Raw genomic sequence first — 12,359 nt, 5'->3', positions numbered from 1 at the left:
ATATTTGAGAAAAGGCAACTGTATGGTTTGGCTCCGATTCTGTCAAAACAACGCATAGAGCCCGACAATCCAAGGCTCATGACCTGTTCCCACTGACCATCCCTGACCATGCCGACCCTGCTTCTTGCCCCCATGGAGGGCTTGCTCGACTTCGTCCTGCGCGACATCCTGACGCGCGTGGGGGGCGTTGACCGCTGTGTGTCGGAATTCATCCGGGTCACCGGCACGCTCTTCCCGGAGCGCGTTTTCTTGCGCTATGTGCCGGAACTGCTGCAGGGCTGCAAGACCGCGTCCGGCGTGCCGGTGCGGCCGCAGTTGCTGGGCTCCGACGTGGTTTGCCTGGCCGACAACGCGGCACGCCTGGCGGCCATGGGGGCCGAAGGCATTGACCTGAACTTTGGCTGTCCGTCGCCGGTGGTGAACCGGCACCGCGGCGGTTCGGCCCTGCTCGAAGAGCCCGAGTTGCTGTACCGGATTGTGTCTGGCGTGCGCCGCGCCGTGCCGGCGCATCTGCCGGTGTCGGCCAAGATGCGGCTTGGCCTGCACGACGACAGCCGGGCCGAAGCCTGCGCCCTGGCGATCGAGGCCGGTGGCGCTGCCGAGCTGGTGGTGCACGCGCGCACCAAGGCCGACGGTTACCGGCCGCCGGCCTATTGGGAGCGCATCGCCGACATCCGCCAGGTGGTGCGTTTGCCGCTGGTGGCCAATGGCGAGATCTGGACGGTGGCCGACGCCTTGCGCTGCCAGCAGGTATCGGGTTGCCAGAGTCTGATGCTGGGGCGCGGCATGGTGGCCAACCCGGCGCTGGCACGCGGCATCCGGGCCGCGCTGGAGGACAATTCAGGGGTGGCCGATTTGAGCTGGCCAGAGCTTCTGGTGCTGATCGCTGAATTCTGGCGCCTGGTCTGTGCGCACCTGGAGCGCGACCAGCAGACCGGGCGGCTCAAGCAGTGGCTCAATTTGTTGCGGCGGGTCTATCCGCAGGCGCAGACAGCTTTTGCAGAAGTACGCACCTTCCATGACCCGGCCGATGTGGAACGCTGGCTTGAAGCGCAAGCATTACCCGAGGTCAGGACTTGAGCCCGGCTTGACAGCGGTTGTCGGGCGCATTGGAGTACATTCGCCCTGATTTGAATTTTGAGCTGATCTTGAATGTCTGAACCCCTGTCCCTGGCCGCAAGCGATGCTTCCGAGCCGAAACGTGCCGGCACGTTTGTGCACTTCCCCGACTCGCCCTTTGAGTTGTACCAGCCCTATCCGCCCGCCGGCGATCAGCCCGAGGCCATCAACCAACTGGTCGAAGGCGTCAAGGATGGCGAGGTGTTCCAGACGCTGCTGGGCGTGACGGGCTCGGGCAAGACCTTCACCATGGCCAACGTGATTGCGCGCCTGGGTCGTCCGGCCATCGTGTTTGCGCCCAACAAGACGCTGGCGGCGCAGTTGTACAGCGAATTCCGCGAATTTTTCCCGAAAAACGCGGTCGAGTATTTCGTCAGTTATTACGACTACTACCAGCCCGAGGCCTATGTGCCGCAGCGTGATCTGTTCATCGAGAAAGATTCCGCCATCAACGAGCACATCGAGCAGATGCGCCTGTCGTGCACCAAGAGCGTGCTGGAGCGGCGTGACGTGGTGATTGTGGCGACCGTCTCCGCCATTTACGGCATTGGCCAGCCCGAGGCGTACCACAAGATGGTGATGACGCTGCGTACCGGCGACAAAATGGGCCAGCGCGACATGATTGCGCAACTGGTGCGCATGCAGTACCAGCGCAATGACATCGATTTTTCGCGCGGCGCCTTTCGCGTGCGCGGCGACACCATCGACATTTTTCCGGCCGAGCATTCCGAGATGGCGATCCGGGTCGAGCTGTTTGACGACGAGATCGAGAGCCTGCAGCTGTTTGACCCCTTGACCGGGCGCATCCGGCAAAAGATCCCGCGCTTTACCGTGTACCCGAGCAGCCATTACGTCACGCCGCGCGAGCAGGTGCTGTCGGCGGTGGAAGCCATCAAGATCGAACTCGCCGACCGCATCAAGGAATTTGTGTCACAAGGCAAGCTGGTGGAAGCGCAGCGCATCGAGCAGCGCACCCGGTTCGACCTGGAAATGCTCAGCGAGGTCGGCCACTGCAAGGGCATCGAGAACTACAGCCGCCACCTGAGCGGATCACCCCCCGGCGCGCCGCCCGCCACCTTGACAGACTACTTGCCCAAGGACGCGGTGATGTTTTTGGACGAGTCGCATGTGCTGATCGGCCAGTTTGGCGGCATGTACAACGGCGACCGCTCGCGCAAGACCACGCTGGTGGAATATGGCTTTCGGCTGCCCAGTGCGCTTGACAACCGGCCGCTCAAATTTGAAGAGTTCGAGACCAAGATGCGCCAGGCCATTTTTGTCTCTGCCACGCCGGCCCAGTGGGAAAAGGACCATGCCGGCCAGGTGGTGGAGCAGTTGGTGCGCCCGACCGGCCTGGTCGACCCCGAAGTGGAAGTGCGCCCGGCCACCAGCCAGGTCGACGATGTGTTGCAGGAAATCCGCATCCGCGTCGACAAGCACGAGCGGGTGCTGATCACCACGCTGACCAAGCGCATGGCGGAGCAGCTGACCGATTATTTGAGCGACAACGGCGTCAAGGTGCGTTACCTGCACAGCGACATTGACACGGTGGAGCGGGTCGAGATTTTGCGCGACCTGCGCTTGGGTACGTTTGACGTGCTGGTGGGCATCAACCTGCTGCGTGAAGGCCTGGACATTCCCGAGGTGTCGCTGGTGGCGATTCTGGACGCCGACAAGGAAGGTTTTCTACGCTCCGAGCGATCCCTGATCCAGACTATCGGCCGCGCCGCCCGCAACCTGGAAGGGCGCGCCATTCTGTATGCCGACAAGGTGACCGAGTCGATGCGCAAAGCCATCGACGAGACCCAGCGCCGTCGGGTCAAGCAGGTGGCGCACAACCTGGCGCATGGCATCACGCCGCGCAGCATCGTCAAGGAGGTGCGGGATTTGATCGACGGGGTTTACAGCGAAAAGGCCGGCAAGGAAGCCGAAAAGCTGGAGCGCGATGCCATGCAGCGCGCCCAGGTGGAGGATATGAGCGAGAAAGATATTTCGCGCGAAATCAAGCGCCTGGAAAAACTGATGATGGAACACGCCCGCAATCTGGAGTTCGAAAAAGCCGCGCGGGTGCGCGACCAACTGGCCATTTTGAAGGAGCAGGCCTTTGGCGCCGGCGGCCATGACAACCTGCTGGCGCTGGCGGCGGCCAAATAACCTTATAAAGATACTGATCAGTCTTCTTATCCGACTAAAATACTCGGTTTTTGGTTATAATTGATAACGAAACATCAGGAGTGTGCCATGCGTTTAACTACCAAAGGCCGTTTTGCGGTCACTGCAATGATTGATTTGGGTTTGCGTCAATCGGCTGGTCCGGTCACGCTGGCCGCCATCAGCCAGCGCCAACAAATTTCCCTGTCTTATCTCGAACAACTGTTCGGCAAGCTGCGCCGCAACGCGCTGGTGGAATCCACCCGTGGCCCCGGCGGCGGTTATACGCTGGCGCGTTCGCCCGCCGACATTACCGTGGCCGAGATCATCACCTCGGTCGATGAGCCACTTGACGCCACCCAGTGCGGTGGCAAGGAAAACTGCCTGGGCGAAGGCTCGCGTTGCATGACGCACGAGTTGTGGGCTTCGCTGAATGTCAAAATGGTTGAATTTCTGGACTCGGTCAGCCTGCAGAAGTTGGTTGACGACCAATTGGCCAAGGGCTTCCAGATGGAAGAGAAACCCAACCTCAAACGCGCCATTTCCAGCATGCCGGTGATGCAGCCAGTCCGCGTTAACGCCCCCAATTCGGTGTTTGCGCTGGGTTCTTCGTTTGCCAAGATGTAATCTTTTTCTTCAGCCAGAGTACAAAACATGGACAGTACCCCCCACTTCCCCATTTACATGGACTACAGCGCCACCAACCCCTGCGATCAGCGGGTGGTGGATGCCATGATCCCCTGGCTCAGAAGCCATTTTGGCAATCCGGCGTCGCGCAGCCACGCCTGGGGCTGGGAGGCCGAAGCCGCGGTGGAAAATGCCCGTGAACAAGTGGCCGCCCTGATTGGTGCCGACCCGCGCGAGATCGTCTGGACCTCGGGCGCCACCGAGTCCAACAACCTGGCGCTCAAAGGCGCAGCGCACTTTTACCAGTCCAAAGGCAAGCACATCATCACGGTCAAGACCGAGCACAAGGCCGTGCTTGACACCTGCCGCGAGTTGGAGCGCCAGGGCTTTGAGGTGACCTACCTTGACGTGCAGACCGATGGTCTGGTCAATCTGGACGCCTTCAAGGCCGCCATTCGCCCCGACACCATTCTGGCCAGCGTGATGTACGTCAACAATGAAATTGGTGTGATCCAGGACGTTGAGGCCATTGGCGCCATTTGCCGCGAAAAGGGCGTGATTTTCCATGTGGATGCCGCCCAAGCCACCGGCCGCGTGGCCTTCGACATCAGCAAGCTGCCCATTGATTTGATGAGCCTCACCGCCCACAAAACCTACGGCCCCAAGGGTATTGGCGCGCTGTTTGTGCGGCGCAAGCCACGCATCCGCATTGAGGCGCAAATGCACGGCGGTGGCCACGAGCGCGGTATGCGCTCGGGCACGCTGCCCACGCACCAGATCGTGGGCATGGGCGAGGCCTACCGCATCGCCAAGGAAGAAATGGCCGCTGAACTGGTCAAGATACAGGCCTTGCACGACCGCATGATTGCCGGCCTGCAAGACGTGGAGCAGGTCTTCATCAATGGCCACCTGACGCAGCGCGTGCCGCATAACCTGAACATGAGCTTCAACTATGTCGAGGGCGAGTCGCTGATCATGGGCATCAAGGGCCTGGCGGTCTCAAGCGGCTCGGCCTGCACCTCGGCCTCGCTGGAGCCCAGCTATGTGCTGCGTGCTCTGGGCCGCAGCGACGAACTGGCGCACAGCAGCCTGCGCATGACCATTGGCCGCTGGACCACCGAAGAAGAAATTGACTACGCCGTGACCACCATCAAGGAAAACGTGGCGCGCCTGCGCGAGCTCAGCCCGCTATGGGACATGTACAAAGAAGGCATCGACATCTCCACCATCCAGTGGGCTGCCCACTGAACCCAATCAATCCAGGAGAAACAACATGGCATATTCAGAAAAAGTCGTAGATCACTACGAAAACCCGCGCAACGTGGGCTCTTTTGACAAGAGCGACGACTCGGTGGGCACCGGCATGGTCGGCGCACCGGCTTGCGGCGACGTCATGAAGCTGCAGATCAAGGTCAACCCCGAGACCGGCGTGATCGAAGATGCGCGCTTCAAGACTTACGGCTGCGGTTCGGCCATTGCCTCGTCGTCGTTGGTCACAGAATGGGTCAAGGGCAAGACGCTGGATCAGGCTGCGGCGCTAAAAAACAGCGAGATTGCCGAAGAACTGGCCTTGCCACCTGTCAAAATCCACTGTTCTATTTTGGCCGAGGACGCCATCAAGGCGGCCGTCAACGACTACCGCCAAAAGCACGCCGAAGCGCAATCTGCATAAACGAAACCTACGAATTCATCATGGCTGTGACGCTGACAGAAGCCGCTTCCAGGCACATTACCCGCTATCTGAGCAAACGTGGCCAGGGCGTGGGTGTGCGCCTGGGCGTCAAAACGACCGGATGTTCCGGCATGGCCTACAAGCTGGAGTACGTGGACGAAATCGGCCCGGAAGACATGGTGTTTGAGGGTTTCGGCGTGAAAGTGCTGGTTGACCCCAAGAGCTTCGCGTATCTGGACGGTACCGAGCTCGATTTTGTGCGCGAAGGACTCAACGAAGGCTTCAAGTTCAACAATCCCAAAGAGCGTGACCGCTGCGGCTGCGGTGAGTCTTTTCGGGTGTGAATCTCCAATCTGACGATTTCGAGCTGTTCGGGCTTGAGCGGCGTTTTGCCCAGGACCGCGCGGCGCTGGATGCGCGCTGGAAAGACCTGCAGCGTCAGGCCCACCCCGACAAGTTCAGCGCCCAGGGCGCGGCCGCCCAGCGTGTGGCGATGCAATGGTCGGTGCGCATCAACGAGGCTTACCAGCGCCTGAAAAACCCTTTGAAGCGTGCCGCCTACTTGTGCGAACTGCACGGCGCACAGGTCAATGCCGAAAACAACACCGCCATGCCCACGTCCTTTTTGATGCAGCAAATGCAGTGGCGCGAAGAGCTTGACGAGGCGCAGGGTGCGCAAGACCTGGCGCAGATCAGCCAGCAGTGCCGCCGGGCCGAACGCGATGTACTTCTTAAAATAGAACAATTGCTGGACCAGTCGCATGACTTTGCAGCGGCTGTGGCACAGGTCAGGGCGCTGATGTTCATCGAGCGCTTTGTGGCCGATGTCAACGACCGACTGGACCAGATAGAAAACTGACACACCTTCCCTCATGGCTCTACTCCAAATCTCCGAACCCGGGCAAACGCCCAACCCGCACGAGCGGCGCATTGCCATCGGCATTGACCTGGGCACCACGCATTCGCTGGTGGCCAGCGTGCGCCATGGCGTGGCCGAATGTCTGCCTGACGCAAAAGGCAGGGTGATTTTGCCGTCGGTGGTGCGCTACCTGGCCGGCGGTGGCCGCCAGATTGGCGATGATGCCGTCACCGGCGGTGTCGGCGACCCAGAAAACACCATCGCTTCGGTCAAGCGATTCATGGGGCGCAGCCTGAAAGACGTGGCGCTGGCCGCCAAGCTGCCCTACCATTTTGTCGACCATCCCGGCATGCTCGGCCTGCAGACCGTGCAGGGTGAGAAGTCCCCGGTGGAAGTGAGCGCCGACATCCTGGCCACGCTGCGTTACCGCGCCGAAGACACCTTCAATGACGACCTGTATGGCGCGGTCATCACGGTGCCGGCCTACTTTGACGATGCCCAGCGCCAAGCCACCAAGGACGCGGCGCAACTGGCGGGCTTGAACGTGCTGCGCCTGATCAACGAGCCCACCGCCGCGGCCATTGCCTACGGCCTGGACAACGCCAGCGAAGGGGTTTACGCGGTCTACGACCTGGGAGGCGGCACTTTCGATATCTCCATTCTCAGACTCACGCAGGGCGTGTTTGAGGTGGTGGCCACCGGTGGCGACTCGGCGCTTGGCGGTGACGATTACGACCATGCACTCATCGATTGGGTGCTGGCACAGACTGGCACAGCAGTTGCCAATGCCACCGACAAAGCCGCTTTGAAGACCGCCGCACGCGCCTGCAAAGAGGCTTTGACGGACGCAGAGGCTGCAACTTTTCGGGCTCAACTGTCCAGCGGTGAACTCAGCCTGGATGTCATCCGTGCAGACTTCGAAGCCGCCACCCAGCCGCTGACCGCGCGCACCCTGCAGGCGGTGCGCAAGGCGCTGCGCGACGCCAAACTGGCTGCCGACGTGGTCAAGGGCGTGGTGATGGTGGGCGGCTCCACCCGCATGCCGCAAATCCAGCAGGCCATCAACGCATTTTTTGGTCAGACGCCGCTCACCAACCTCAACCCCGATGAAGTGGTGGCGCTGGGCGCGGCCATTCAGGCCAATCAGCTGGCCGGCAACAACCCGGGCGGCGACCTGCTGTTGCTCGACGTGATTCCGCTCTCGCTCGGTATCGAGACCATGGGTGGCCTGGTGGAGCGCATCGTGTTGCGCAACGAAACCATTCCCACAGCCAAGGCGCAGGACTTCACCACCTACATCGACGGCCAGACCGCGCTGGCGCTGCATGTGGTGCAGGGCGAGCGAGATTTGGTGGCCGACTGCCGCAGTCTGGCGCGGTTCGAGTTGCGCGGCATTCCGCCGATGGTGGCCGGTGCCGCACGTATTCGCGTCACCTTTACCGTGGATGCCGATGGCCTGTTGAGCGTGGCTGCGCGCGAGCAGGGCAGCGGCGTGGAGGCACAAATTACCGTCAAACCGTCCTACGGCCTGGGCGACGACCAGATCGCCCGCATGCTGCAAGAAAGTTTTACCACCGCCGAGGCCGACATGCAGGCCCGTGCCGTGACCGAGGCGCGCGTCGATGCCGACCGCATGGTTCTGGCCACTGTGAGCGCACTCAATGCCGACGGTGACTTGCTCGACGACGCCCAGCGCGCCGACATCGATTACCTGATGCAGGCCGTGCAGGCCGCCCGCACGCTGGAAGACGCCAAAGCGATTGAGGCCATCACGCTGGCGCTTGCCAAGGGCACCGAAGCCTTTGCCGCGCTGCGCATGAATCGCGGCATTCAAAAAGCTCTGGCTGGTAAGAATATCAAATCAATCTAATCATGCCCATCATCAAAATCTTGCCTCACGCCGAATACTGCCCGCAGGGCGCCGAGCTGTCTGCGCCGGCGGGCACCTCCATTTGCGAAGCCTTGCTGGACAACCACATCAACATCGAGCACGCCTGCGAAATGAGCTGTGCCTGCACCACCTGCCACGTCATCGTGCGCGAAGGTTTTGAGACTCTGGCGCCGTCGGAAGAAAATGAAGACGACTTGCTTGACCAGGCCTGGGGCCTGGAGCCCAACTCGCGCCTGAGCTGCCAGGCCATCCTGGCGCAGAAAAACCTGGTGATTGAGATCCCCAAATACTCGATCAACCATGCCAAGGAAAATCATTAACAGAGACTTCGTCACTGCGAGCGAAGCGTGGCAGTCCATGTATTCGGAAGTCATGGATTGCCGCGCTTCGCTCGCAATGACGTTACTTTTTTAGCCTGCTAAACATATGCGTCAAATTTTTCTCGACACCGAAACCACGGGCCTGTCGGCCGACAACGGCGACCGCATCATCGAGATCGGCTGCGTCGAGATGCTGCACCGCAAGCTCACCGGCAACAATCGCCACTTTTACGTCAACCCGGGGCGCGACAGCCACGAAGAAGCGCTCAAGGTGCACGGCATCACCAGCGAATTCCTCAAGGACAAGCCCAGGTTTGCAGAAGTCGCCCAGGACCTGCTGGACTACCTGAAAGACGCGCATGTGGTCATCCACAACGCGCCGTTTGACCTGGGTTTTTTGAACATGGAGCTGGCGCTCATCAAGCAGCCGCCGGTTAAAAGCGTGGTGGCCAGCGTCACCGACACGCTGGTCATGGCCAAGGAGATGTTTCCGGGCAAACGCAACTCGCTCGACGCCCTGTGCGACCGCCTGGAGGTGGACAACTCGGGCCGCACGTTGCACGGCGCGCTGCTCGATGCCGAGCTGCTGGCCGACATGTACATCAACCTCACCCGTGGCCAGGATGCCCTGCTCATGGACGAAGCGCCCGCCACCGATGCCAACGGTGACCGCGTCGGTGCGCTGGATTTAAGCCAGTTTGTGCTGCCGGTGATCCGCGCCAGCGAACAGGAAATGGCCGCGCACGAAGACGTGCTGAAGCAAATCGACAAGTCCAGCAATGCCAAGACAATTTGGCGCTCGCACGAGCAGAAAACGCCAGATACTGTGGCATAATTTGCCTCTTTCCTGAACAGGGAAAGGGCGGTTAGCTCAGGGGTAGAGCACTGCATTCACACTGCAGGGGTCACAAGTTCGAAACTTGTACTGCCCACCAAAACAAAAAATGAAAAAGGACTTCGCAGCAATGCCAAGTCCTTTTTTCTTGCCGGTGTTCTAAAAGAGTCCGAAATCGCCTGCTTGACCTGGGCCAGCGATCTCGACTACGACGTTACCGTGCCGGACATGAATGCACGGCTTGATGCGTGCATTAAGCCCTGGGTTTGTATGTAGATGTCGACAGTTGGTACCCACTCATGGTCGTATTGCTTTCAAGTTCAGGGGCATATTGGAAATCCGGAGATGTTGCTAATGCCGCTGGGTGAGCAAGGTCGAATGCGGCCGTAGCCACTGACCAGAACCCTGAGCTGTTTGCCATCTTGCGCGGTAAATGTGATGTTGCCTGCTGTGATGGTTGAGCGTTTTGGCTTGAACCAATAGTTGCTGTGTGTTGGTGTTGCCAATATGCCGGCAAAATTTGTCCCACGGACCACATGTTCGGCGTCGTTGATCAGACAGGAGTTTGCCTCGCGGCAATTGCAACTGGTGAGGGCGCTCAAGCCATAACACCAATTTGAACCGTCAGAGTCCCGTTGAAAAGAGACCAGAACATTGTCGCCCCGTTTGCTGGATTCAGTCATGGTCAGGCGAAAGTCGGCCATTAATATATCTGCTGCGCCGCGCAAACGGCTCGCGTGGAGCATGCTGGAAAAGGAAGGGATTGCCATGGCCAGCAATACGGCTGATATGGCAAGCACCACCAATAATTCCACCAGCGTCAGGCCATGCGGCCGGACGCCAATATGCCCATGATTGATGTTCATGGTATTTCCTCCCTGTAATTACTCTTTTGTTTTACAAGACCTGGCAACAATGCATAGAAATTATTCTGATTGAATTAATAGTATCAATAGGCGGAAAAATTGAAATGTGTAAAACCTTTTCCGTTACTTAACACACATGACAAATGAACTTGGGGCATCACTCGGCCCTACTTCCGTACTGATGACCAAGGAGTCGCTACTGCTGCCAGAGCCGCAATTTGGTGTTGTGCCGCTAGCGCCAATATCAACGATTGCATTATTAGCTGTATCGGTCACGCTAATGGTGCCGGTCCAGCCTATTGGAACAGTGCAATACGGCGCATTACCTATGAAACAGGTTGTACCAGTTCCAGCGGTAAGGGAAAGGGTCTTACTGCTGCAAGATTGACCATTGCCATTGCAAGTGCCAGAAACGTTTATTGTTGGACCATAAACAGAATAAGTTCCGCAATTCACATCGGTTGAACCCGCCGTTAATGCACAACTTGTGGCCGACAAGAAGCCATCTGTTTGGCTGGTTGCAAGAGTTAACGCTCCCGTGTAAGTGTCGGCAACACTGCATGTGAATGTACTGTTGCCAGTGGGCGACGTAATCGAGCATGACCCTGGCCCTGTTACGGTCACGCTATTGAGGAGACCACTGGTGTTGCCCAACTGCAATGTCCCGAAGACAGTACGGCTGCCTGCGGTGGTGGTGCCAGTGCGTGCAATATTAATGAAGTCGGATTTTCTCAATGCTGAGCGATGGTCATGGCGGTCAATGCCGATTTCACTGTCGTAGGTAATTGTTCCTGATGCTGTCAGACTACTATCGTAATCTACGGTCGCAGCATAGGTTGCCCGCGTGGTGCCGCCAGTCAGGCCACTGTTGCTGGGCAGGACATAGGCGGTTATATCGGCGTTGCCCCCATTGCCCGTTTGGACGACGGCCCGCCCACGGTTGTACACGCCATAGTAATCCGAGGTGGCAGAGGTGATGTCCTTGATGGCTTCATTGGTCACCGTTACGACAGAGAGGTTGCTGGAGGCCCAGCTTGCCAACAAGGTGAGATTCACCTCGCTGAAAGGAATTTTGTCCAGACCGGTAGTGCCAGCCACAATGCCACTGTAATAAGCAGTATCGAACGTGCGCGGAGCGGAATACACCTTATCGACGTAAACACCGCGGGCGAGCAACTGAATGGGACCTGCGTTTTTATTGGACAAATTCCGGGTGGAAAGCCCTAATTTGCTCCAGCTGGTCGATGTGCCACCGTCTGTCTTGGCTTGCCCTTTGACCACATTGCCAACATACGTCTGGTAGTTGCTGAGTGCTGTGCTGTCTTCGAGGTAATCGTCTTTGGGCATCACCGCCACATCGGACAGTCGCCAGTCCTGCATGATGCGGAAGATGCCATCGACACGCAGAAACCGGCAGGCTTCAAGGTAATCGTTGCCGCTGGTGGGTGCAACACGGGTCAGCCCCAGGTTGGGCTGGCTGGCATTGTTGTAGTAATAATGTTTGTGGTCACCATTGGTCTCATAGTCGCCTGAAGGTCGCTCAGGGTCGAACAAGGCCGTTGTCGCATTGGATGTAACACTTGCGTCCTCACTGTCATGATGATCCGCACAACAGGTATTGCACAACGGGTCTTGGCTATCCCCCTGGGCGGTAATGGCCACCCCGTTGATCTTGTTGACCATGTCGGCAGCTGTTTCAGGATATTTCACCACCAGAGCACCATCCTTGTAGGTGTAATAGGCGGCTGGGTTGGCAGAACCATTGGCTGCAAACTGGCAGGTGCAATTGAGTGTTTTGAAATCTTCCTGGGTTTGTTCACCGTCGGAATCGTAATTCACAGAGCTGAACTCGCTGCTGATACTTAAACCTTTGGAACTCACGTCTGGCAATGGTTTGCTGGTTTCCCGTTGCGTTCCATCACTGATGGTGATGGGCACCACATCAGGCACGCCTTTGGGTGTGTATGCCACTTTGGGGCCACTCAAGGCAATACCCGGACCGGCCGCGCCAAAGGCCGT

General features: G+C 58.8%; 12 protein-coding genes and 1 tRNA gene. 11 read left to right on the top strand and 2 right to left on the bottom strand.

Going from position 1 to position 12,359, the window contains the following annotated elements; translation table 11 throughout:
- The first annotated feature begins 108 nt into the window (after nt 1-108).
- From NDI87_RS00455 to NDI87_RS00405, 11 genes are all read left to right on the top strand, one after another.
- Entirely contained in the window at nt 109-1,080 is a 972-nt protein-coding gene (locus tag NDI87_RS00455) for a tRNA-dihydrouridine synthase (RefSeq protein ID WP_296272769.1), read from the top strand.
- 72 nt (nt 1,081-1,152) lie between these two features.
- Nucleotides 1,153-3,273, top strand: a complete 2,121-nt coding sequence (gene uvrB, locus NDI87_RS00450) for an excinuclease ABC subunit UvrB (protein WP_296272767.1) — start codon at nt 1,153-1,155, stop codon at nt 3,271-3,273.
- An 87-nt stretch (nt 3,274-3,360) separates the two neighbouring features.
- Nucleotides 3,361-3,897: a Fe-S cluster assembly transcription factor gene (locus NDI87_RS00445; RefSeq protein ID WP_296272765.1), complete on the top strand. Its 537-nt coding sequence runs from the start codon at nt 3,361-3,363 to the stop codon at nt 3,895-3,897.
- Between the two features lie 27 nt (nt 3,898-3,924).
- Entirely contained in the window at nt 3,925-5,145 is a 1,221-nt protein-coding gene (locus tag NDI87_RS00440) for an IscS subfamily cysteine desulfurase (RefSeq protein WP_296272764.1), read from the top strand.
- Nucleotides 5,146-5,170: 25 nt separating this feature from the next.
- On the top strand, nt 5,171-5,569 hold the full coding sequence (gene iscU, locus NDI87_RS00435) for a Fe-S cluster assembly scaffold IscU (RefSeq protein ID WP_296272762.1): 399 nt from the start codon (nt 5,171-5,173) through the stop codon (nt 5,567-5,569).
- A gap of 20 nt (nt 5,570-5,589) precedes the next feature.
- Nucleotides 5,590-5,913: an iron-sulfur cluster assembly protein IscA gene (gene iscA, locus NDI87_RS00430; protein WP_296272760.1), complete on the top strand. Its 324-nt coding sequence runs from the start codon at nt 5,590-5,592 to the stop codon at nt 5,911-5,913.
- Nucleotides 5,910-6,428 carry a Fe-S protein assembly co-chaperone HscB gene (gene hscB / locus NDI87_RS00425; RefSeq protein ID WP_296272758.1) on the top strand — a complete coding sequence of 173 codons (519 nt, stop codon included), beginning with the start codon at nt 5,910-5,912 and terminating at the stop codon, nt 6,426-6,428. The genes iscA and hscB overlap by 4 nt, the downstream gene beginning before the upstream one ends.
- Nucleotides 6,429-6,441: 13 nt before the next feature.
- Nucleotides 6,442-8,298, top strand: coding sequence for a Fe-S protein assembly chaperone HscA (hscA, locus tag NDI87_RS00420; protein WP_296272757.1), 1,857 nt, complete (start codon nt 6,442-6,444; stop codon nt 8,296-8,298).
- A gap of 2 nt (nt 8,299-8,300) precedes the next feature.
- The gene (gene fdx / locus NDI87_RS00415) at nt 8,301-8,639 is read left to right on the top strand and encodes an ISC system 2Fe-2S type ferredoxin (protein ID WP_296272755.1); all 339 of its coding nucleotides are present in this window, start codon (nt 8,301-8,303) and stop codon (nt 8,637-8,639) included.
- A 106-nt stretch (nt 8,640-8,745) separates the two neighbouring features.
- Entirely contained in the window at nt 8,746-9,474 is a 729-nt protein-coding gene (gene dnaQ / locus NDI87_RS00410) for a DNA polymerase III subunit epsilon (RefSeq protein WP_296272753.1), read from the top strand.
- A 25-nt stretch (nt 9,475-9,499) separates the two neighbouring features.
- Nucleotides 9,500-9,574, top strand: a tRNA-Val gene (locus NDI87_RS00405).
- Nucleotides 9,575-9,794: 220 nt separating this feature from the next.
- Here NDI87_RS00405 and NDI87_RS00400 read toward each other — a convergent pair.
- Both NDI87_RS00400 and NDI87_RS00395 read right to left on the bottom strand, forming a co-directional pair.
- Nucleotides 9,795-10,340 carry a GspH/FimT family pseudopilin gene (locus tag NDI87_RS00400; RefSeq protein WP_296272751.1) on the bottom strand — a complete coding sequence of 182 codons (546 nt, stop codon included), beginning with the start codon at nt 10,338-10,340 and terminating at the stop codon, nt 9,795-9,797.
- Nucleotides 10,341-10,463: 123 nt separating this feature from the next.
- A partial coding sequence (locus NDI87_RS00395) for a hypothetical protein (RefSeq protein ID WP_296272749.1) occupies nt 10,464-12,359 on the bottom strand: 1,896 nt, incomplete at its 5' end.

The organism is Rhodoferax sp., from assembly GCF_023701345.1.
Taxonomy (GTDB): domain Bacteria; phylum Pseudomonadota; class Gammaproteobacteria; order Burkholderiales; family Burkholderiaceae_C; genus Rhodoferax.
Note: the sequence above shows the minus strand (reverse complement) of the source record. Positions and strands in the feature narration are given on the sequence as shown.